The organism is Rhizobium sp. NZLR8, from assembly GCF_019685025.1.
GTDB lineage: Bacteria > Pseudomonadota > Alphaproteobacteria > Rhizobiales > Rhizobiaceae > Rhizobium.
Genome location: NZ_JABDVY010000005.1, coordinates 183,713 through 204,250, shown reverse-complemented (window position 1 = coordinate 204,250; position 20,538 = coordinate 183,713). Strand labels below are relative to the sequence as shown.

The following is a 20,538-nucleotide window of genomic DNA, read 5'->3' as shown; positions in this document are numbered from 1 at the left end:
TAGACACTATATCACTTTGAATTTCACGCTGGTCACATCGGCGGCGTGATGCCATTCAGGCCGACGGCCACCTGGCTGGCCGAGATGCTGCCGTCTGCCGCCTTCTCGCCGGTGACGATGACGCTGGCGCCGGCCTTCAGATCGTCCTTGGTCGCCGGCGCCAAGGTCACGATCGGCGTGCCGTCGGCAATCGTGATGGTTTTTTCCTTGCTTTGATAGGTCAGCGTGATCGTGTGGCCGTCGACGGATTTGACGGCATTGCTGACGGTCGCATTGGTCATCTGGCTGTTCGGCTGAGCATCCCAGGGACGGTTGCCCTCGCCGGTCCCCTTCATCGACGCCGGAAAGATTAATACCTCGATCGCCCCGTCAGGGCCGGCGCCTTTCGGAAGCGAGGCGACCCCGACGAAATCGCCGGGCTTGATATCCTCGACCGAGGCTTTTTTGATGCCGCCGACTTTCCAGCCGGCTTTCAGCGTAATTATCGCATCGCTGCCTTCGCGCGTCTTGACGACGAGACTATCGCCACTGAGGCTTTCGATGGTGCCACGAACGCGAACGCGGTTGCCATCCCGCGCCTGTGCGGCCTGCGAGAGCGCAATCGCGACAAGACCGCCGCCGGCAAGTGCTGTGAAAATCTTGGAATAGGCCTTGCGAGACATATGACTTTTCCTTGTCGCCATTGCTATCGGCGCTATCCCCAGCTGCCGGGCGACACTCTATGCCGCGCGTCGATACACTGGCCAATCAAGGAAAGGTGAGACTGCGAGTTTGCGAAGCCTCAGCCTTCCAGCTCTTCGCGCAGCATTTCGAGCTCCAGCCACTCCTCCTCCATTTTCATCAGGCCGGCGCGTAGTTTTTCCATCTCGACGGCAAGCCGGTTGAAAGCTACGGGATCGCGCGTGAAAAGATTGGGATCGGCCATCACCTGTTCGCGCTTGGCGATCTCGGCTTCGGCTTTCGCCATGTCCTTCGGCAGATTTTCCAGCGCGAATTTCTGCTTGAAGGAAAGCTTGCCCCTCGAACTTCCAGCAGAAGACGCTGCCTCCTGGGTCTTCGGCCTCTCCGCCGCCTTCTCGGCCCGCTTGCGCTCCTCGATCGCGCCCTTGCGCTGCGCAAGCATGTCCGAATAGCCGCCGGCATATTCGATCCAGCGGCCGTCAGGTGCGTCCGCCATGGCAGGTGCGATCGTCGAGGTCACGGTGCGGTCGAGGAAATCGCGGTCATGGCTGACGAGAATGACGGTGCCGGGAAAGCCAGCGACGATTTCCTGCAGCAGGTCGAGCGTCTCGATATCGAGATCGTTGGTCGGTTCGTCGAGGATCAACAGGTTCGTAGGGCGCGAGAGAATCCGCGCCAGCATCAGCCGGGCGCGCTCGCCGCCGGAAAGGCTTCTGATCGGCGTCCGCGCCTGTTCCGGCTGGAACAGGAACTCCTTCATGTAGCCGGTGACATGACGCTGTTCGCCGTTGACGAGCAGGTTTTCGCCGCGCCCATCCGTCAGGTAGTTGGCGAGCGTATCCTCGGGATCGAGATCCTCGCGTTTCTGGTCGAGTGTGGCGATCTCCAGATTGGTGCCGAGCTTGATCGTGCCGCTATCCGGGGAAAGCTGACCGGTCAACATCTTCAAGAGCGTCGTCTTGCCGGCACCATTCGGCCCAACCAGACCGATGCAATCGCCGCGGTGCACGCGGATCGAGAAGGGCGTGACGATTGCCCGGTCGCCGAAGCTTTTGGTGATCTTGTGAGCTTCGATCACCAGCTTGCCGGATTCCTGCGCGTCCGAAGCCGTCGCCTGCACCGAGCCCTGCGGCCCCTTATGGCCGCGATAATTCGAGCGCATCGTCTGCAACTCGCCGAGGCGGCGCATGTTGCGCTTGCGCCGCGCCGTGACTCCATAACGCAGCCAGTGCTCCTCGCGCTCGATCGCCTTGCCGAGTTTATGCTGCTCCAGCTCCTCGGCCTCCAGCACCTGGTCGCGCCAGGCCTCGAAATGCGAAAATCCCCTGTCGAGCCGGCGCGAGGTGCCGCGGTCGAGCCAGACGGTTGCCGTCGAGACCTTTTCGAGAAAACGTCGGTCGTGCGAGATCAGCACCAGGGCGCTGCGCGTCTTCTGCAACTCGCCTTCCAGCCATTCGATGGTCGGCAGGTCGAGATGGTTGGTCGGCTCGTCGAGCAGGAGAATATCGGGCTCCGGCGCCAACACGCGGGCAAGGGCGGCCCGACGCGATTCGCCGCCGGACAGCATGCTCGGATGTTCCTCGCCGGTCAGCCCGAGATGCGACAGCAGATAGGTGACGCGATAAGGGTCGTCGCCCGGCCCGAGACCGGCTTCGGCATAGGCATGGACGGTGTTGAAGCCGGCAAAATCCGGCGCCTGTTCGAGATAGCGCACCGTCGAGGAAGGATGACGGAAGACTTCGCCAGACTGCGCCTCGACCAGGCCGGCGGCGATCTTCAGCAGCGTCGATTTTCCCGAGCCGTTGCGCCCGACCAAGCAGATTTTGTCCCCGGGCTCGATCTGCAGGCTAGCACCAGCCAGCAGCGGTGCGCCGCCGAAGCTCAGGAAGATATCGTCGAGTTTCAGAATGGGAGGGGCCAAAAATCAGACTCCGGAAAGATCATAGGGCCTGGCGAGCACGATCGCCCGGCCGCTGCGGAGCGAAAAGCGAATCTTGCTTTCCGCAACATTGGAAATGGTGCGCGACGAGCCGAAAGGCAGATGGAAATCGGCCAGCGGATAACGCGCATTCTCGATGGAAAGCCCGGTCAGCTCGCTGAACCCGAGCACGGAAAACAGGCTCCCCTTGGGAAGATCCAGCTCGACCGTCCCGGCAAGCAGCGGCACTGCCTCTTCCTTGCCCGAGGTCAGCAGCACGTCGAAACCCTCCTCCGCCAGACTGACGGCCGACAGCAGATGCTGAAGCGCGTGGTCCGAGCGTTCGCCGCCAAGAGCACCGGCCAGAATCAGCCGCCGCGCACCCCGCGCGATCGCTTCCGACACGGCGATTTCGCCATCCGTCGCCGCCTTTGCCGCGGGATAGGGCTGTTTCGGCACATCGGGAAAGGCACCCTCGAGATCATCAGGCGTCGAATCGAAATCGCCGACCCAGAGCTCCGGCTCGATACCGAGTGCCACCGCATGCCGCATGCCGCCATCGGCCGCGATGGAACGGCTGCCGCCGATGGCTTGGCGCAGGCGCTCCGTCAGGCTGAGTTCGCCGCCGAGGAGAATGGTGAAGGTGGATGGGCTCATGGGCATTGCCCTTAGCGCAAACCGGGGGTCGAGGGGAAGGGGCGCCGGCGGATCGGCGCCATTTCCCTTCGAGCGCCACTAGAACAGGATGTCGCCCGAAAACCGCACACACTTTTCGGCATCATGCTCTAGCCCGGCGTATCCTTGTCGCGCGACCGGAAGACCGCCTCGTAACCGCCGATGAAACGCTCGAAAAGCATTGCGAAACGAGCGACATCCTGCTCAGGCCAGTCGGAGACGATCTCGGAGATGATCGCGAGTTTCTGCGCGACGATCTCGGCCAGCAGATTCTGGCCGACCTCGGTCATGACAACGACAATCCGTCGCGCATCGGCCTGCGAAGCTTCGCGGCGCAGCACGTTCCGCCCGACCATGTCGGCCACCACCCGGCTAGCCCGTGACGGATCGATGCGCAGCATCTCCGCGATCATGCCGACGGTGACCTCGCCGGCAGGCTTTGCCCTCCGCACCGCATCGAGCACGTCGAGATGCGAAAGTTCAAGGCCCGGTGCAGCACTCTGGATCGCCAGCCGGCCGATCAATCGCCGCCCGGTCATCAACCGCATGCGCCCCATGCTCCGGCCGATGCGAGGCACGTTTTCCTCAACCGGCTCTGGCTCGGTGGAAATGGTCTTGGTCAGCACTTCGTTCATGCCGGGACCATAACAGAGCCGCGGCGGAATTTGAATATGCCGATGTCATTAATGTGCCATTGACAAATACATGCTGTTAGCACATAAAAATCTACCCAACCCGGAATGATGCTCCATGGATATGCAACTCGCGCCTGCGCCGCTCGTGACGGATCCTCGTCGCCGGCTCATCCTCTTCTTCTTCCTGATGACGGCCATGTTCATGGCGACACTAGATAATCAGATCGTTTCCACGGCGCTGCCAACGATCGTCGGCGAGTTCGGCCATCTGGAGCGCTTCGGCTGGATCGGCTCGGCCTATCTGCTGTCGCTGAGCGCCGTCATGCCGGTTTATGGCAAGCTTGGCGATCTCTTCGGGCGCAAATACGTGATGATGACGGCGATCATGATCTTCACTGTCGGCTCGGCGGTCTGCGGCCTTGCGGTCTCCATGAACACGCTGATCGCCGCCCGCGTGCTACAGGGCCTTGGCGGCGGCGGCATCATGGTGTCGATCTTCTCCGTCAATGCCGATCTGTTCGAGCCGCGCGAGCGGGCCCGCTACCAAAGCTATTCCAGCCTCGTGTTGATGGCGTCAGGTGCGATCGGACCGGTGCTTGGCGGCACGATGAGCGACCTTTTCGGCTGGCGCTCGATTTTCCTCGTCAACGTGCCGATCGGCTTAATCGCACTTGCCGGCCTTGCCGTGATGCTGCCCTATCGCAAACCGCATCGCCGGCCCAAGATCGATTATGCCGGTGCGCTGCTTCTCGCCCTGACGACGACCAGCATCGTGCTTGCCACCGACAGCAGCGAACTCTTCGGCGCATTGGTCTCGCCACAGAGCATCGTCATCATCGCCTTCGGTATCGTTTGCGCCGTCGCCTGGGTGCTCGTCGAACGCCGCGCGCCGGAACCGATCGTTCCCCTACAGCTCTTTCGCAATTCGACATTCAGCCTGCTCCTGGTGATGTCGATCATGGGCGGCGCCATCGCCATCGGCATGGTCAACTATCTCGCCCTCTTCCTGCAGACCACCACCGGCCTTTCGCCCTCTGCCGCCGGCGCGCTCTTCATTCTTCTGACGGGCGGCCTCGTCTGCGGATCGCTGTCCGCAGGCCGCATCATCTCAAAAACGGGGCGTTACAAGCCCTTTGCCATCGCAAGCCTGACCTGCAGCGCCATCGCCTTTGCGCTGATGTCGCAGATCCACGCGGGAACGCCGATCGCCTTCATCGGGGCGATCATGATGCTGCATGGCATCGGCATCGGCCTTGCCCAGCAGGTTCCCATCATCGGCGTACAGAATGCAGCGCCGGCCCGCGATGTCGGCGCCGCCACCGGTTCGGTGACGCTGTCGCGCATGGGAGGTGCATCGATCGCCATTTCCATCTATGGCGCCATCATCGCCTCTCAGCTCGACAAGGTCGGCGTCTCCATTCCCGGTGTTATCGATATCGAGCAGCTGACGCCGAAGATGATGGCCGCCCTTCCCGAAGCAAGCCGCCAGGCTGTCGCCGATGTCTATGCCGCCGCGTTCTCGCCGCTCTTCATGACCTCCTGTGCTATTGCCCTGATCGGCCTTGTGGCGGCCATCATGCTGAAACCTGTGCAGCTGCCCCGCGCCGGTGAAGCGAAGATGCCGCAACCGACGACGGCGAATGCGGCGGAGTAACCGGATCGACCCCGCAGAATACCTCATCGGGAGGAGTTCCTTCCGCGATGATATTATCGGTGGTTGCAATTTTCTCGCATCGCTGTCGCTATCAGCTCGGTTACTTCAATCGGCCCGTTCTTTTTCTTCGCCACCGACGAATCTCCGCGTTGTGACGGAACTTTCGCCATAATTTCATCCGAGCGAAGGGAAGGCCTCACGATCGAGGCTGGCTAAAATGCAACGGCGCCACATTTAAACAGAGTCTCGCTATGCAACCGATGCATAAATCAGCTACAGCAAGGACTTGTATCGGCCGATTGTGCAGCGCGAGATCAGGGGTGCGCACCTGTTGAATTCCCCTTGCCACGGTCGGTGCCAATCTGCGGCAAACCGGCAAGACAGCGACATGATGCGGAGAACCAGACTGGACAGCTTGACGACGTGGAAATCGCCCGCGCTTTCCAGTGATGCCATCTCCGCGCCGCGGCGTTTCGCGCGTCGCCTGATGCTGCTTTCGGCCGTCGCAATGGCGCTGAATGGCTGTCAAACGCTGATCGACCAATCCTACCAGCCGAGCGTCTCGCCTTCTTCCAATCCGCAGATCGTCGACGAGGTGCAGAAGAACGATCCGCGCGCGGCGATGGGCGCCCGTGAGCATCCACGCATCGTCGCAAGCTACGGCGGCGAATACAAGGACGCCAAGACCGAGCGCCTCGTCGCCCGCATCGCCGGCGCGCTGACGGCGGTGTCGGAAAATCCGAGCCAATCCTACCGCATTACCATCCTGAATTCGCCGGCGATCAACGCGTTTGCGCTGCCCGGCGGTTATCTCTACGTCACCCGCGGCCTGCTTGCCCTTGCCAACGACGCTTCGGAAGTTGCCGCCGTGCTATCGCACGAGATGGGCCACGTGACGGCGAACCACGGCATCGAGCGGCAGAAGCGCGAGGAGGCTGAGGTCATCGCCAGCCGCGTCGTCGCCGAGGTTCTCTCCAGCGATATCGCCGGCAAGCAGGCGCTGGCCCGCGGCAAGCTGCGGCTCGCCGCCTTCTCACGCCAGCAGGAACTGCAGGCCGATGTCATCGGCGTGCGCATGCTTGGCGAAGCCGGCTACGACCCCTATTCCGCTGCGCGTTTCCTCGATTCCATGGCGGCTTACAGTCGCTTCATGTCGGTCGATCCCGAAGCCGACCAGAGCCTAGACTTCCTGTCGAGCCATCCGAATTCGGCGCAGCGCATCGAGCTTGCCCGCACCCATGCCCGGGCCTTCGGCCAGGAGGGTTCGGTCGGGGACAAGGGCCGCGACTATTATCTCGACGGCATCGACGGCCTGCTCTATGGCGACAGCCCTGAGGAAGGCTACGTGCGCGGCCAGACCTTCCTGCACGGCGGCCTCGGCATCCGCTTCGACGTGCCGCCGGACTTCCACATCGACAACAAGGTCGAAGCCGTAATGGCCACCGGCCCGAACGACATCGCCGTCCGCTTCGACGGCGTCGCCGACAATCAGAACCAGAGCCTCACCAACTATATCTCCAGCGGCTGGGTGACCGGCCTCGACCCGTCGACCATCCAGCCGGTCACCATCAACGGAATGGAAGCAGCCACAGCGCGGGCAAGCGCCGACCGCTGGGATTTCGATGTCACCGTGATCCGCAACAATTCGCAGATCTTCCGCTTCCTCACCGCCGTGCCGAAAGGCAGCGACGCCCTTGAGCCAACGGCCAATGTCCTGCGTGCGAGTTTCCGACGCATGACGCCGGCAGAGGCAGCCTCGCTCAAGCCGCTGCGCATCCGCGTCGTCACCGTCCGTCTGGGTGAAAACATCTCGACGCTCGCCGCCCGCATGATGGGTACCGACCGCAAGCTCGATCTCTTCAAACTCATCAACGCCCTGCCCACGGGTGCAGCCGTTTCACCAGGCGATCGCGTCAAGATCATCGCCGAGTAAAAAAATAGCCCGGCTTGCGCCGGGCCAGTCTGTGCTGCTGCAGGGAATAGTTTCGGTTCAGGCGTAAGCCGCCATATGCGGATCGGCGCTGACAAGCGCGCTGCGGAGCTTCTCCATCGCCCGGCTTTCGATCTGCCGCACACGTTCCTTGGAAATGCCGAGATCGGCGCCGAGTTCTTCGAGCGTGGCACCGTCTTCCGCCAGACGCCGGGCGCTGATGATCTTCATTTCGCGTTCGTTGAGATGTGTCAGCGCCGAGGCGAGCCAGACGCGGCGCCGCTCTCCGTCGATCATGTTGGAAACCTGCTCGTCCGGTAGGGGATCATCGCTGACGAGGAAGTCCATCTTCTCCGCACTCTCGGCATCGCCGGAGACCGAAGGCGCCTGCAGCGAGGCATCATTGCCGGAAAGCCTGGCGTCCATGGTCTGCACATCGGAGAGGCTGACGCCGAGCGCCGCGGCGATTTCCTGGTGAATGGATTGCAGAGTCAGCTGCGTGTCACCCTTGGCGAGCTTGGCGCGCAGACGACGCAGATTGAAGAAAAGCGCCTTCTGTGCCGAACTCGTGCCGCCGCGCACGATCGACCAGTTGCGCAGGATATAATCCTGGATCGAAGCCCTGATCCACCAGCTCGCATAAGTGGAAAAACGTACGTCGCGTTCCGGCTCGAAGCGAGCGGCAGCCTCCAGAAGGCCGACATAGCCCTCCTGCACGAGATCGCTCATCGGCAGGCCGAAATTGCGGAACTTACCCGCCATGGATATGACGAGGCGCATATGGGCCATGGCGATCTGGTTGCGCGCGCCGCGATCATCGTGATCCTTCCAACGAATGGCGAGATCGTGCTCTTCCTGACGGGCGAGATAGGGGGCGGCCATCGCGATTTTGATCATGCGCCGATCTGCAGACATGTTCTTCATTTCGATCTCCTGAAACAGGCCTCTCGCCCTAAATGAACAATAAAACGCACCTTGCGGAACATCGCTGTCCGGACTGAATGGGGTTCTGAATACATGAAGGCCTCGCCCCTGGACTTTTCAGGGGGAGGCCCTATTTCTCATCATGTACCGTTAAGACGGCCGGGCCGGACCTGTTTCTTCACGTTGCCGGATGGGCAATATTGAAAAGGCATGATCCGCTCCTCATCGAACATTGACGGAATGACAGTTCGCCCGTCGAGGCCCATTGCCCTGCGAGCAGTCCGCAATTACGTGTGTTAAACGCGGCAGTCGAAAAAAAGTTCCAAAAAAAACCCGGCGCAAGCCGGGTTTTTTGATAGGGGAAAAACAGGGTCGCCTTATGCGGCTTCGTCCTGTGAGTCGTCTTCTTCTATCGCCTTGCCGCGTTTCGGACCCTTGTTGAGATTGGTCTCGACCAGGCGGACGGCTTCAGTTTCCGACATCTTGTTGACGGCGGCGATTTCGCGCGCCATGCGGTCGAGCGCAGCCTCATAAAGCTGACGCTCGGAATAGGACTGTTCGGGCTGGTTTTCGGCACGATAGAGATCGCGCACGACTTCAGCGATGGAAATCAGGTCGCCGGAATTGATCTTGGCATCATATTCCTGGGCACGGCGCGACCACATGGTGCGCTTGACGCGCGCTTTACCCTGCACGACCTTCAATGCACGCTCGACGAAATCCGTTTCCGAAAGCTTGCGCATGCCGATGCTCATCGCCTTGGCGACCGGAACCTTCAGCCGCATCTTGTCCTTTTCGAAATCGATAACGAAAAGTTCGAGCTTCATGCCGGCAACTTCTTGCTCTTCGATAGCGGTGATGGTACCGACGCCGTGAGCGGGGTAGACGATCGATTCACCGGTCTTGAAGCCATGGCGTGCGATGGAAGGCTTTTTCTGCTGAGTCGTCATTCTATTCAAAAACTCCCTGTTACGCTCCCGGCGGCGGCCGGAGCCGGGTCAGTCAGGCCCGGGTGAGACGGTAGTATCCGTCGGGTGACTTCACTCTGGTCCCATCGGGCAAAAGCAAAGAACTTCTTGCGCACGATCTTGGGACCCGGCGCTCAAAGCGTTGATATGTCACGGAAACCGCGTGCGGATTGGTTTTGCTTTCGTGATGGTTTTGGGCATGCGTCATGCCACAAATGGAACAGTAGCCAAAACCTATCATAAAAATATGAGGAAATCAATAATTTGCTTCGCTTGAGTCATGCGGGCAACACATGTCACCCATATGCCTCCCGCAGCTTTTAAAACGTTTCGCCCCGCGGCCGCCCGAATCCGGCGACCGAATATGGCCGCCGTCTCAATCGCCGGAACCGGGTTTCTCGGAGAAATATTTCTCGAACTTTCCGGTCTCGCCATCCATGTCCTTGGCCTCGGGCAATGGGTCCTTCTTGACCGTGATGTTCGGCCAGATGGTGGCATATTCGGTATTGATCTTCAGCCATTTGTCGAGGCCCGGCTCGGTGTCGGGCTTGATTGCCTCGGCGGGACATTCAGGCTCGCAGACGCCGCAATCGATGCATTCGTCAGGATGGATGACGAGGAAATTCTCGCCCTCGTAGAAGCAGTCGACAGGGCAGACTTCCACGCAATCGGTGTATTTGCACTTGATGCAATTGTCGGTCACGACATAGGTCATGAAGAACTCCAGGATTCCATGCGAATGGGGCCGGGCAACCTGGAACGTCGCGCCTATCCCCGTGCCGGAGGAAAATCGTGGGCAGGCTTGGGAGGCAAGCACGCTTCCGGCAGGTTGTCAGTGACGTATCGGCTTTAACGCCGGATTTCAAGGATAAACGACCTGCAGAAGCCGCCGCCGCAGACAGAGTTTTCTAATCCTCGTCCGACATCAGCCTGTCGATTGCCCGTCTTTCCTTTTTGGTCGGACGGCCGGTGCCGGTCGCCCGGATCGCCTGCTCGTAGGGCGTGAGACGTTTTGCCTCATCGGGCGGCGGCGACAGGTCTTCGTAAAGCAGTCGTGCCTCCTCGTAGGGCCCTCGCCGCTCGCCGGCGAGGCGCACGAGAAGAACGAGATCGCGCCGCTCCAGCGTCATCTCGATACGGTCGCCCGGCTTGACCATCTGGCTCGGATGCTTGCAGCGCTCGCCGTTGATGCGCACGTGGCCCGATTGGATGTGGCTCTGCGCCAGCGAGCGCGACTTCGCCATGCGCGCGAAGAACAGCCACTTATCGATGCGCTGGCGCGAACCGCTTGTCGGCTGGGTCTCCCCGCTCATGACTACTTCTTCATCTGCTCCTTGAGAGCCGCGAGCTTGGCGAAAGGTGAATCCGGATCGATCGGCTTTTCCTTGCGCGGCGGCTTGGCCTCGAAGCGCAACGGCTGCGAACCGCCGCGATTGTTGTTGCGATCGTTGCGGTCATTTCGCTCGCCGCGATCCTTGCGGTCCTGCCGGTCGCTGCGCGGCTGGTCGCCCCGTGGTTGGTTGCGATCGCCTCTTGCCTGCTGCGGCCGGCCGCCATCGCGATTGCCGCCGTCCTTGCCGCGGTTTTGACGATTGTTGTCGCGGCTTTCGCCGCCTTCACCACCGCCCGGCCGGCGATTGCGGTCGCCGCGCTCCTGGTTCTGACCGCGCTCCTGGCCCTGGCCGCCACGGCGTTCGCCATGCCCGCCGCGCGCCTGGCGCTGATTGTCGTTGCGGCCGCCGAGGCGCCACAGAAGAACCGGCTTCGGTTCCGCCGGCTCGCCGGCTTCCCCGGAAGCGGATGCCGCTTCCTCGGGAGTCAATACCGCTTCCACAGACGCGGAAGCCGCATCTGTGGGAACGGAGGCTTCCGCCAGAGCGGACGTCTCGATCGCTTCATCAGGAGCGGGGGTTTCGACCGCTTCTGCCACAGCCGTGTCGACGTCAGCCGAAACCGCCTCGGTTGCCGATGGCTCGGCGGCAATCTCGTCCGCTGCCCCGTCGGCGTCGTCGTGATCGGCCTTTTCCGCCTCGTCCGCGGGCGTTTCGGCGGCGGCAGCCGGTGCCGAAACCGCATCCTGCGTCGCAAGATGTGCCGATGCCTCTTCCGCCTTCACGGCATCGGCGCGATAACCGAGGCCCTTGAGGATTTCTTCCATGTCTTCGAGCGTCGCACCGAGGATCGACAGCATGGCTGTCGTCGTCGTGAAGCGGCGGCCGTCATAGGCGCCTTCCGGACGGTTGTTCTGACCCGGCTTCCACTGGAGCAGCGGACGGATGATATCGGCAAGCCGTTCGAGGATGTCGATGCGCACGGCACGCTTGCCGAGGAACCGGAAGCCGGCAAGCTTGTAGAACATCCGCTCGAAACTCGGATCGGTGACGACGGAGGTACGGCCGGCGGCAAGCACCGGAATGAGATCGCCGTAGCCCGGTTTGTCCAAACCGTCGTTCTTCAGCGCCCAGAGCAGGGTGATGAGCTCGGCCGGCGCCGGCTTCAGAAGTGCCGGAACGAAAATATGATAAGCCCCGAAACGCACGCCGTAACGGCGCATGGAGGCTCGCGCCTCCTGGTCGAGTGACTTCACTTCCTCGGTCACGTCGCGGCGGAACAGCACGCCGAGATTCTCCACGAGCTGGAAGGCCAGCCCCTTGGCAAGACCCTGCAGGTCCTCGGCGCGCGACAGATCATCGAGCGGCTTCAGCACCGTGCTAATATGATGATTGACGAAGCGCTCGATCCGGGCGGCGACATGATCGCGGGCATTGCCCGTCAACTGCTCGTCGGCCAACAGAATCACGCGCGGACGCATGATGTGATCGCTGCCCGAAAGCCGCGCCACCGGGTCGCCGATCCAACGGATCAACCCATCCGAGCCGATCGCTAGGTCGCTGTTGCCCGCGGCATGGATTCGAGCCGCACGGGCCTCGAATTCGAGCGCGAGCGCTTTCTGCGACGCAGCCTGAACCGCCTTGGCGTCCGGCCCGTCCGTTCCCGTCACCGGCGTGAAACGGAATCCGCTCAATTGCCCTACATGATGTCCTTCAACGAAGACATCGCCATTCACACTGATTTCAGCTTCCAGCATCGCATTCTCTCTCAGGCGCTTCATGAGCACAGATGTCCTGCGATCAACAAAGCGTTTCGTCAACCTTTCATGTAACGCGTCGGACAATCGATCTTCGATTTCCCGCGTCTTTTCCTGCCAGTGTGTCGGATCGGCAAGCCAACCCGGCCGATTCGAAACATAGGTCCAGGTTCTTATCTGCGCGATTCGCGCCGAAAGCGTGTCAATTTCCCCATCTGTCCGATCGGAGCGATGAACCTGCTCCGCGAGAAACTGCTCGTTCACCGTGCCATAGCGGACGAGATCGGAAAAGAGGGTCGAGATAAGATCGGCATGTTGTGCCGGGGTGATACGCCTATAGTCGGGAAGCGCGCAAGCCTCCCAGAGTTTTTCGACGCGGGCAGGCCTGTCGGCAAGACCGACGATCTCGGGGTAGCGCGAAAGCTGTTCGAGCGCCTGCTGGTCGACCGCAGGCAGCGCCCGCGTCAGCCCCGGCACGCGCGGCCCTGCCTCGAGGCTGGCGCGCAGCGATGGAATCGAGGAGAAGTCCATCTCGGTCGTCCGCCACTGCAAAACCTTGACGTTGTCGAATTCATGCCCCTCGATGCGCTGCACCAGCTCTTCGTCGAACGGCGAAACCTGTCCGGTGACGCCGAAGGTACCGTCTCGCACGTGCCGCCCGGCGCGCCCAGCGACCTGACCGAGTTCACCCGGATTGAGATTGCGGAACTGGTAGCCGTCGAATTTCCGGTCCTGGGCGAAGGCAACGTGATCGACATCGAGGTTGAGGCCCATGCCGATCGCATCGGTCGCCACCAGATATTCGACATCGCCCGCCTGATAAAGTGCCACCTGCGCGTTGCGGGTGCGCGGGCTGAGCGCGCCAAGCACGACGGCCGCACCGCCGCGCTGCCGGCGTATGAGCTCGGCGATGGCATAGACCTCGTCGGCCGAGAAGGCAACGATGGCCGAGCGCTGCGGCAACCGAGTGATTTTCTTCTGCCCGGCGTAAAAAAGATGCGAAAGCCGCGGCCGCTCGACGATATTGATGCCGGGCAGAAGCTGCAGCAGGATCGGCCGCATCGTCGCCGCGCCGAGCAGCAGCGTTTCCTCACGGCCGCGAAGATGCAGGATGCGGTCGGTGAAGATATGGCCGCGTTCGAGATCGCCGGCGAGCTGCACCTCGTCGATCGCGACGAAGGCGGCCTTGGTCTCGCGCGGCATCGCCTCAACGGTGCAGACCGAAAAACGCGCATTGGGCGGCGAAATCTTTTCCTCGCCGGTAACCAGCGCCACATTCTGGACGCCGACCTTCTCCACCACCCGCGTATAGACCTCGCGCGCCAGCAGCCTGAGCGGCAGGCCGATCACGCCGCTCCCATGCGCGACCATGCGCTCGATGGCATAATGGGTCTTGCCGGTATTGGTCGGCCCGAGCACCGCGGTCACACCGCGTCCACTCAGAATAGTCGGCTGCGAAGTCAGAATCATGGGTCCATGCAAATGAGGGCGGGCGCCCCCAGGAAAATCTCGGCTTCTCATGGAAGCTAGAGAACACATGGACAGCTGTCACCGCAAACGCAAGGGCAGATTTCAAATTGCTTCTGGGATTACGACCTTTGCGAGTCTTGCGGAACACCCGAATTTCCGATTCGGAACAGCGTGAGAACGAATCAGCGACGAATCGCTGACTCGCGCTGATTCAGCTTTTGTTCACGGCTAAGTATTGATTTTGAATCAGTTTTTCCCACTAGATGCTGAATCGCTGGACTCCCTCCCCTTTTGTATTTCGCTGTCGTAGAAGACGAGTCTGTCCTGCGACGAACAATCGAAAATTGCGCCCGTAATTAACCTGTCGACCAAAGCCCGAACAAATCGGCGACGAATCGCCGACTGTATTGGTTTCGCCTTCTGTTCACGGCAATATCTGGTGGCCGGATTTCAATCGGCGCGCTAGATGCGGATCGGTAGCGGATGTCCCGTTCCGCCTCGTCGTGTTGGCGTTAAGCTTTAGCAAGGCGGATTCAGATGCGGTTAACTCGGGATGGTCAATGGCGGCGCACCGATCAAAAACGGAACGAATCGCTGACGAATCGGCGACATCGGGACTTTCTCGCTTTGTTCACCGCAACATATTGTATTTAAACGCCTTTTTAACCATACGAGCAAATTTCCGATAGGCGGAGGTCAGGACGCATGACATTTCCTGGCTTAACCGGGAACAAAAATCGCCAATACGTGTTTCTCGTCCATTCAAATTGCCGATGAAATGAAGGAAACACACCATGCTTGGCACAATACTTCTTGTTATCCTCATTCTGCTCTTGATCGGAGCCTTGCCGAATTGGGGTTATAGCCGTGGCTGGGGCTATGGACCTTCCGGCGGTTTGGGGCTAGTTCTCGTGATTATCATTATTCTTGTACTCATGGGCCGCGTCTAAAGGCCAACAAACCTGGGGAGTTACGACATGATGAAGAAGATTGTTCTTATTGGTGCGCTCGTTGGCGCTCTGGCATCCTGCACAGCGACCGAGCAAGGTACCGCGATCGGCGCCGGCACCGGTGCGGTCATCGGCGGTGTTGTCACCAACAGCTGGGGTGGTGCTGCGGTCGGCGCCGTTGCCGGCGGTCTGACCGGCGCTCTCATCGGCCACTCGGTCGAACGCCGCGGCTACTGCGTCTATCGCGACCGTTACGGCCGCCGCTACGAGGCCCGTTGCTGATCGGCAAAAAGCATATCGGACTCCCAACGGGCGCTTCGGCGCCCGTTTTTCTTTGCTGCTCGCGCGGGCATGGGGCATGAAATAAGCAAGAGCGCATCCGACGGGACGCGCTCTTGCTTCAATCCACCGCTGATCTACTCGGAAAGTCACGCATGTCGTAATCGCAAACGACAATACAGTTTTGCGAGATGTACTTTAGGCGAAGAACTGCCCGCCATTGGCCGTCAGCGTCGAACCTGTGATGAAGCCGGCATCGTCGGAGGCGAGGAAGGTGACGCATCGCGCGATCTCTTCCGGCTCGCCGAGACGGCCGACGGGGATCTGCGGGATGATGCGTTCGTTCAGCACCTTTTCCGGCACGGCAAGCACCATTTCCGTTCCGATATAACCGGGACAGATGGCGTTGACGGTGATGTTCTTGGCCGCGCCTTCCTGGGCCAGCGCCTTGGTGAAGCCAAGATCGCCCGCCTTGGCTGCCGAATAATTCACCTGACCCATCTGGCCTTTCTGGCCGTTGATCGAGGAGATGTTGACGATCCGGCCGAAGCTGCGGTCGCGCATGCCGGTCCAGACCTGATGCGTCATGTTGAACAGACCGGTGAGGTTGGTATTGATCACCTCGTGCCATTGCTGCGGCGTCATCTTGTGGAACATCGCGTCACGGGTAATGCCGGCATTGTTGACGAGGATTTCGACCGGCCCGATCTCGCTTTCGATCCTGGCAATCCCCTCGCCGCAAGCGAGGTAATCCGAAACATCCCATTTGAACACCGGGACGCCGGTAACGTCATGGAAGGCTTTGGCCTTCTCGTCGTTGCCGGCATAATTGGCAGCAACCCTGTATCCGGCATTTTTCAACGCCATGGATATGGCCGCGCCGATTCCACGCGTACCCCCGGTGACCACAGCCACTCTGCTCATGTTCCGCTCCCTTTTTGTTTTTGCCCCGCCTTGTGGCGAGATTTTCAATCAATGACGGATCGTATGCTACTTTAAAGCGCTTCGAAGCACATGGCGACGCCCATGCCGCCGCCGATGCAAAGAGTTGCAAGGCCCTTCTTGGCGCCGCGGCGCTTCATTTCGAACAACAGCGTATTGAGAACGCGCGCGCCGGAAGCGCCGATCGGATGGCCGATGGCGATCGCCCCGCCGTTGACGTTGACGATCGCAGGATCCCATCCGAGATCCTTGGTGACGGCGCAGGCTTGCGCTGCAAAAGCCTCATTGGCCTCGACGAGATCGAGATCGCCGACCGACCAGCCGGCCTTTTCGAGCGCCTTGCGGGAAGCCGGGATCGGGCCAGTGCCCATGATCTGCGGATCGACGCCCGCCGTTGCCCAGGAAACGATGCGGGCGAGCGGCTGGATGCCGCGCCGGACCGCCTCCGCTTCGCTCATCAGCACCGCTGCGGCCGCACCGTCATTGAGGCCGGACGCATTCGCGGCCGTAACGGTGCCCTCCTTATCGAAGGCCGGGCGCAGCTTGCCCATCGCCTCCAGCGTAGCGCCGTGGCGGATATATTCGTCGGCATCGACCGTAACGTCGCCCTTACGCGTCTGGATGATGTAGGGGATGATCTCGTCGGCAAAGCGGCCGGCCTTCTGCGCCGCCTCCGCCTTGTTCTGCGAGGCGACGGCGAACCGATCCTGCTCGTCGCGCGAAAGCTGCCACTGACGCGCGACATTTTCGGCGGTGATCCCCATGTGGTAGCCATGGAAGGCATCGGTCAGGCCGTCCTTGATCATCGTGTCGATCATCTTCGCGTCGCCCATCTTGACGCCGCCGCGCAAATGCATGGCATGCGGCGCCATCGACATGGATTCCTGGCCGCCGGCAACGATGATCTTGGCGTCGCCGTTGGCGATCTGTTGCATGCCGAGCGCGACGGCGCGCAGACCCGAACCGCAGAGCTGATTGACGCCCCAGGCCGTCGCTTCATTCGGAATTCCGGCCTTAATCGCCGCCTGGCGAGCCGGGTTCTGGCCCTCCCCGGCAGCGAGAACCTGGCCGAGGATCACCTCATCCACTTCGCCGGCATCGACGCCGGCGCGCGCGAGCGCACCCTTGATGACGGCCGCCCCGAGCTCATGCGCGGGAACCGTTGCGAAAGCGCCGTTGAACGAGCCGACTGCTGTTCGACCTGCGCTGGCGATGACGATGGATGAATTGCTCATGGGGACGCTCCTCGTTTTCGTCTCACTTACATAAGAGGAAACTGGCAAAGCTTGGAGCGCAAGTCAAACGCGAAGACCGGCTGCGGTCATTTTTCGGCAGAGCCTGCGAAAGCCCGATTCATCTGCTCTGTTAAAGGTTTGCCGCATCGCACAAAGAGATTGTCACCGGCCTTCTTTTGCGTTTACAGTCTGAAGTGGAGGAATATCCATAATTCAGACGGGGGTCCAGGAGACTGATATGGCGAAGCATGAGGGTCAGATCGTAATCAAGAAATACGCCAATCGCCGGCTATACAATACGGGCACCAGCACTTACGTCACGCTGGAAGACCTGGCGGAGATGGTGAAGAAGGGCGAAGATTTTACCGTCCAGGATGCAAAAAGCGGAGATGACATCACCCATTCGGTGCTGACCCAGATCATCTTCGAACAGGAATCGAAGACCGGCAACACCTTGCTCCCGATCTCCTTCCTGCGCCAGCTCATCACCTATTACGGCGACCAGATGCAGATGGTCGTGCCGAGCTTTCTCGAACATTCGATGCGCGCCTTCGCCGAACAGCAGTCTCAGATGCGCGAGCAGGTGAACCGCGCCTTGGGCGAAACACCTCTCGGCAAGAACCTGCAACTGCCGATGCAGATGGTCGAGGACCAGGTTCGCCGCAACACCGAGCTGTTTCAGCAGGCCATGCAGATGTTCTCGCCCTTCATGACGCCACCCGCCAAGGAAAGCCGCAAGGCCGAGGCTAAGGATATCGATGAGCTGAAGGAACAGCTCCGCGCCCTTCAGAACAAGCTCGACAACCTATAAGCCGATAGAAACATCTCGCCCGGCGCTCCGGATCGAGACGGCAAAGCCGCCGATCACATCGATCAAAGCGATCGTCATCAAAATGAAGAATACCTGCGTCGCAGCGTCCCGGACGAGTAGAAACTCGACCAGGAAGGCGATGAAAACCAGCATCGACAGCATGTGGTTGATAAGGTTGCCAGGCCCGGTTCTGGTTGCCTTCAGGATTTCGAAGAACAGCACGACAAGCGCTATGACGATAATGAGATCGCCGAGCGCCATGCTCCATATCGCGCCCGAGATCATCGACAGCACGATGATATCATGCTGCAGGGCCGGAATGCCGCCATCGCCCATCAGGCCCAGCATCGCCAGATTGTAGAGAATAAACGGGATAATCATCAGAGGCATGGCGGCGATCATCGGCAATCTCCCAGCGCAATATGCTTTGCGCAAATCAGATTCGATTTTCGCAAAGCATATTGCGTCGATTCAAAGTGCTACAGCGTCCTTTGCGCGCCTGAAAAGACGCACGGCGCTGTAGCGGGCTGGAAGAATACTGCCGCAAACCGCTGCCACACTGCAAGTCATTGCAAATATCATATCGCCGAAAAGCAAAAGGCCGGCTTGAGGCCGGCCTTGCAACTTCGATCGGACAAGCCGGATCGGAAATTATGCGCTTTCCTTCGGCGTCAGAACCTGGCGGCCGCGATACATGCCGGTCTTCAGGTCGATATGGTGCGGGCGGCGCAGTTCGCCGGAGTTCTTGTCTTCGACGTAGGTCGGAGCCTTAAGGGCGTCTGCCGAACGGCGCATACCGCGCTTGGACGGGCTTGTTTTTCTCTTCGGTACAGCCATTTCTCTTACTCCACTTGCGGGCAAAACATTCCCACGGCCACACCGGCGGCCGAAACGGACATGTCGCGATTTCGGAATTTCGCGCGCTTATACATGCAAGGGGTGGCCTTGACCAGTCCCCATGCGTATTTTTTGCGAAGCCGATGATTCCGTATCAGACTTCGTCTTCCGGCACGATCCAAGCCTCGGCGCGGGCTGCCTCTTCCCATTTGCGCCAGGCCGGATGCGCCTTCATGGTCGCCATATAGGCCAGCGTGTCGTCCCCGCTGACCAGGTCATAGATCTCGAACCGGTTGACGACAGGCGCAAACATCGCATCCGCGGCCCCGAACGCGCCGAAGAGAAACGGCCCGCCGGATTGCTGCAACAGATCCCGCCAGATCGTCTCGATGCGGCTGATGTCGGCCTCGACCCCATCCGGCAGCGCGATCCTGGCCTTCGGCCGGCGGATATTCATCGGGCAGGCGCCGCGCAGAGCCCGGAAGCTTGAGAGCATTTCCATCGAAACCGAACGGGCGAGCGCCCGCTGGGCACGATCCGCGGGCAGAAGACCGGCGTCCGGATAAAGCTCGGCGGCATATTCGATGATCGCCAGCGATTCCCAGACCTTCAATGCGCCATGCTGCAGAAGCGGCACGCGCCCGGTCGGAGAGACCGCCTTGATATTCGGATTGCCGCCCGCGTCGTCGAAAGGGATCAGCACCTCCTCGAAATCGATGCCGACGCCCGTCAGCGCCATCCAGGGTCGGAACGACCAGGAGGAATAATTCTTGTTGGCGATGTAGAGCGTCGGTCTAGCCATGGGCCTCTCCCGTTCAGGCGTCGAAATCGAAAATCAGCAATTCGTGGAAATGGTTCATGTCTTCGAACACGCAGAATGCCGGCGGTGCCAGTTCTAAAACAGGGGCCTTGCGGCGGATATCGTCGGCGACCTCGTCGAGCATTGCCTGCCAGCGCGGCAAGGCTTCATCCTCCAGCCGTTCGATCGCATAGGCGAAGGTCACGTGGAACTTGTAGTCCTCCTGGTTCGGCTGGCGGTAGCCCAGAAGATCAGCAAACGCGTTGCGCCAGGCGCGCATGACCTTGCGGTCGTTCTCCGTCACCCCGTCGACGAGCAGGCCCGACGGGCGAGCTTCGACGATCTCCACCTTGAAGGGCTCGGCCATCGAAAAACCCTCAAGCCTGGCAGCCAGCAGTTCCGTCATGTCGTCTATCGGCGTCTCGAGAGGGAGATCGCCCGGCCAGCAATCCTGCCGGCGCCTGGTCTCGATGATGCCTTCGAACAGCGTCATGTGAAGGCTGGAGATCGGCGTGAACAGGAACTGTGACGCTTCGGGCATCGCCAGATATCTCTCACGCGCCTCGATCAACGCCGCCTGCGTCTGCGAGCCCGTGTCGAGATGGCAGACGATGGTATTGCCGGCTTCCGGCAGAAAACCGCCGACCTTGCGATAGCGGCTGCCGAGGTGCGCAGGCGGGTTCGGATTGCGTGTCTTCGAGTAACAGAGAAGCTCTTGCGAAAGCGTCGTAATGGTCATGGG

The 20,538-nt window shown here is 60.7% G+C and carries 20 protein-coding genes; 5 read left to right on the top strand and 15 right to left on the bottom strand.

What is annotated here, in order from left to right:
- Positions 1-32: 32 nt before the first annotated feature.
- The 4 genes from HJB89_RS13985 to HJB89_RS13970 all read right to left on the bottom strand — a co-directional run bounded on the left by HJB89_RS13985 (position 33) and on the right by HJB89_RS13970 (position 3,909).
- Positions 33-662: a hypothetical protein gene (locus HJB89_RS13985; RefSeq protein WP_221115432.1), complete on the bottom strand. Its 630-nt coding sequence runs from the start codon at positions 660-662 to the stop codon at positions 33-35.
- A 119-nt stretch (positions 663-781) separates the two neighbouring features.
- A complete protein-coding gene (locus HJB89_RS13980; protein WP_207582219.1) occupies positions 782-2,602 on the bottom strand; it encodes an ABC-F family ATP-binding cassette domain-containing protein in 1,821 nt (606 codons plus the stop codon).
- A 3-nt stretch (positions 2,603-2,605) separates the two neighbouring features.
- Positions 2,606-3,262: a thiamine diphosphokinase gene (locus tag HJB89_RS13975; protein WP_207582220.1), complete on the bottom strand. Its 657-nt coding sequence runs from the start codon at positions 3,260-3,262 to the stop codon at positions 2,606-2,608.
- A gap of 122 nt (positions 3,263-3,384) precedes the next feature.
- Positions 3,385-3,909: a MarR family winged helix-turn-helix transcriptional regulator gene (locus HJB89_RS13970; protein ID WP_207582221.1), complete on the bottom strand. Its 525-nt coding sequence runs from the start codon at positions 3,907-3,909 to the stop codon at positions 3,385-3,387.
- 115 nt (positions 3,910-4,024) lie between these two features.
- Here HJB89_RS13970 and HJB89_RS13965 point away from each other — a divergent pair, with 115 nt between their 5' ends.
- Together HJB89_RS13965 and HJB89_RS13960 are read left to right on the top strand one after the other, a co-directional pair.
- A complete protein-coding gene (locus HJB89_RS13965) occupies positions 4,025-5,563 on the top strand; it encodes an MDR family MFS transporter (protein ID WP_207582222.1) in 1,539 nt (512 codons plus the stop codon).
- Between the two features lie 388 nt (positions 5,564-5,951).
- On the top strand, positions 5,952-7,496 hold the full coding sequence (locus HJB89_RS13960; RefSeq protein ID WP_207582223.1) for a M48 family metalloprotease: 1,545 nt from the start codon (positions 5,952-5,954) through the stop codon (positions 7,494-7,496).
- Positions 7,497-7,553: 57 nt separating this feature from the next.
- On the opposite strand, the gene HJB89_RS13955 is transcribed toward HJB89_RS13960, so the two are convergent.
- The 5 genes from HJB89_RS13955 to HJB89_RS13935 form a co-directional block, all read right to left on the bottom strand.
- Complete coding sequence (locus HJB89_RS13955) at positions 7,554-8,417, bottom strand: RNA polymerase factor sigma-32 (protein ID WP_164007435.1); 864 nt, start codon at positions 8,415-8,417, stop codon at positions 7,554-7,556.
- 377 nt (positions 8,418-8,794) lie between these two features.
- The gene (locus HJB89_RS13950; RefSeq protein ID WP_207582224.1) at positions 8,795-9,367 is read right to left on the bottom strand and encodes a CarD family transcriptional regulator; all 573 of its coding nucleotides are present in this window, start codon (positions 9,365-9,367) and stop codon (positions 8,795-8,797) included.
- 394 nt (positions 9,368-9,761) lie between these two features.
- A complete protein-coding gene (gene fdxA, locus HJB89_RS13945; RefSeq protein WP_003543777.1) occupies positions 9,762-10,100 on the bottom strand; it encodes a ferredoxin FdxA in 339 nt (112 codons plus the stop codon).
- A 193-nt stretch (positions 10,101-10,293) separates the two neighbouring features.
- Positions 10,294-10,698: an RNA-binding S4 domain-containing protein gene (locus tag HJB89_RS13940; RefSeq protein ID WP_207582225.1), complete on the bottom strand. Its 405-nt coding sequence runs from the start codon at positions 10,696-10,698 to the stop codon at positions 10,294-10,296.
- Between the two features lie 2 nt (positions 10,699-10,700).
- Complete coding sequence (locus HJB89_RS13935) at positions 10,701-13,943, bottom strand: helicase-related protein (RefSeq protein ID WP_207582226.1); 3,243 nt, start codon at positions 13,941-13,943, stop codon at positions 10,701-10,703.
- 794 nt (positions 13,944-14,737) lie between these two features.
- Here HJB89_RS13935 and HJB89_RS13930 point away from each other — a divergent pair.
- Positions 14,738-14,893: a DUF3309 family protein gene (locus tag HJB89_RS13930; RefSeq protein ID WP_007632343.1), complete on the top strand. Its 156-nt coding sequence runs from the start codon at positions 14,738-14,740 to the stop codon at positions 14,891-14,893.
- Between the two features lie 27 nt (positions 14,894-14,920).
- Positions 14,921-15,175 carry a YMGG-like glycine zipper-containing protein gene (locus HJB89_RS13925; RefSeq protein ID WP_018071981.1) on the top strand — a complete coding sequence of 85 codons (255 nt, stop codon included), beginning with the start codon at positions 14,921-14,923 and terminating at the stop codon, positions 15,173-15,175.
- 195 nt (positions 15,176-15,370) lie between these two features.
- Here the strand turns inward: HJB89_RS13925 and HJB89_RS13920 are convergent, their stop codons facing one another.
- Together HJB89_RS13920 and HJB89_RS13915 are read right to left on the bottom strand one after the other, a co-directional pair.
- On the bottom strand, positions 15,371-16,096 hold the full coding sequence (locus HJB89_RS13920; protein WP_164007429.1) for a beta-ketoacyl-ACP reductase: 726 nt from the start codon (positions 16,094-16,096) through the stop codon (positions 15,371-15,373).
- A 71-nt stretch (positions 16,097-16,167) separates the two neighbouring features.
- Entirely contained in the window at positions 16,168-17,349 is a 1,182-nt protein-coding gene (locus tag HJB89_RS13915; protein ID WP_207582228.1) for an acetyl-CoA C-acetyltransferase, read from the bottom strand.
- 238 nt (positions 17,350-17,587) lie between these two features.
- Between HJB89_RS13915 and phaR the strand changes: the two genes are divergently transcribed.
- Positions 17,588-18,160, top strand: coding sequence for a polyhydroxyalkanoate synthesis repressor PhaR (phaR, locus tag HJB89_RS13910; RefSeq protein WP_007632334.1), 573 nt, complete (start codon positions 17,588-17,590; stop codon positions 18,158-18,160).
- Here the strand turns inward: phaR and HJB89_RS13905 are convergent.
- From HJB89_RS13905 to HJB89_RS13890, 4 genes are all read right to left on the bottom strand, one after another.
- Complete coding sequence (locus HJB89_RS13905; RefSeq protein WP_164007425.1) at positions 18,155-18,562, bottom strand: hypothetical protein; 408 nt, start codon at positions 18,560-18,562, stop codon at positions 18,155-18,157. The two genes, phaR and HJB89_RS13905, sit on opposite strands and share 6 nt — an antisense overlap.
- 249 nt (positions 18,563-18,811) lie before the next feature.
- The gene (gene rpmF / locus HJB89_RS13900; RefSeq protein WP_003543812.1) at positions 18,812-18,997 is read right to left on the bottom strand and encodes a 50S ribosomal protein L32; all 186 of its coding nucleotides are present in this window, start codon (positions 18,995-18,997) and stop codon (positions 18,812-18,814) included.
- Between the two features lie 154 nt (positions 18,998-19,151).
- Positions 19,152-19,799: a glutathione S-transferase family protein gene (locus HJB89_RS13895; RefSeq protein ID WP_207582229.1), complete on the bottom strand. Its 648-nt coding sequence runs from the start codon at positions 19,797-19,799 to the stop codon at positions 19,152-19,154.
- 13 nt (positions 19,800-19,812) lie between these two features.
- On the bottom strand, positions 19,813-20,535 hold the full coding sequence (locus tag HJB89_RS13890; protein ID WP_207582230.1) for a DUF1868 domain-containing protein: 723 nt from the start codon (positions 20,533-20,535) through the stop codon (positions 19,813-19,815).
- Between the last annotated feature and the right edge of the window lie 3 nt (positions 20,536-20,538).

Bases quoted from the DNA above. Each gene is read 5' to 3' on its own strand.
- HJB89_RS13985 (WP_221115432.1), bottom strand. From the start codon at position 662: ATGTCTCGCAAGGCCTATTCCAAGATTTTCACAGCACTTGCCGGCGGC.
- HJB89_RS13975 (WP_207582220.1), bottom strand. From the start codon at position 3,262: ATGCCCATGAGCCCATCCACCTTCACCATTCTCCTCGGCGGCGAACTC.
- HJB89_RS13970 (WP_207582221.1), bottom strand. From the start codon at position 3,909: ATGAACGAAGTGCTGACCAAGACCATTTCCACCGAGCCAGAGCCGGTT.
- HJB89_RS13965 (WP_207582222.1), top strand. From the start codon at position 4,025: ATGGATATGCAACTCGCGCCTGCGCCGCTCGTGACGGATCCTCGTCGC.
- HJB89_RS13960 (WP_207582223.1), top strand. From the start codon at position 5,952: ATGATGCGGAGAACCAGACTGGACAGCTTGACGACGTGGAAATCGCCC.
- HJB89_RS13955 (WP_164007435.1), bottom strand. From the start codon at position 8,417: ATGAAGAACATGTCTGCAGATCGGCGCATGATCAAAATCGCGATGGCC.
- HJB89_RS13950 (WP_207582224.1), bottom strand. From the start codon at position 9,367: ATGACGACTCAGCAGAAAAAGCCTTCCATCGCACGCCATGGCTTCAAG.
- fdxA (WP_003543777.1), bottom strand. From the start codon at position 10,100: ATGACCTATGTCGTGACCGACAATTGCATCAAGTGCAAATACACCGAT.
- HJB89_RS13940 (WP_207582225.1), bottom strand. From the start codon at position 10,698: ATGAGCGGGGAGACCCAGCCGACAAGCGGTTCGCGCCAGCGCATCGAT.
- HJB89_RS13935 (WP_207582226.1), bottom strand. From the start codon at position 13,943: ATGATTCTGACTTCGCAGCCGACTATTCTGAGTGGACGCGGTGTGACC.
- HJB89_RS13930 (WP_007632343.1), top strand. From the start codon at position 14,738: ATGCTTGGCACAATACTTCTTGTTATCCTCATTCTGCTCTTGATCGGA.
- HJB89_RS13925 (WP_018071981.1), top strand. From the start codon at position 14,921: ATGATGAAGAAGATTGTTCTTATTGGTGCGCTCGTTGGCGCTCTGGCA.
- HJB89_RS13920 (WP_164007429.1), bottom strand. From the start codon at position 16,096: ATGAGCAGAGTGGCTGTGGTCACCGGGGGTACGCGTGGAATCGGCGCG.
- HJB89_RS13915 (WP_207582228.1), bottom strand. From the start codon at position 17,349: ATGAGCAATTCATCCATCGTCATCGCCAGCGCAGGTCGAACAGCAGTC.
- phaR (WP_007632334.1), top strand. From the start codon at position 17,588: ATGGCGAAGCATGAGGGTCAGATCGTAATCAAGAAATACGCCAATCGC.
- HJB89_RS13905 (WP_164007425.1), bottom strand. From the start codon at position 18,562: ATGATCGCCGCCATGCCTCTGATGATTATCCCGTTTATTCTCTACAAT.
- rpmF (WP_003543812.1), bottom strand. From the start codon at position 18,997: ATGGCTGTACCGAAGAGAAAAACAAGCCCGTCCAAGCGCGGTATGCGC.
- HJB89_RS13895 (WP_207582229.1), bottom strand. From the start codon at position 19,799: ATGGCTAGACCGACGCTCTACATCGCCAACAAGAATTATTCCTCCTGG.
- HJB89_RS13890 (WP_207582230.1), bottom strand. From the start codon at position 20,535: ATGACCATTACGACGCTTTCGCAAGAGCTTCTCTGTTACTCGAAGACA.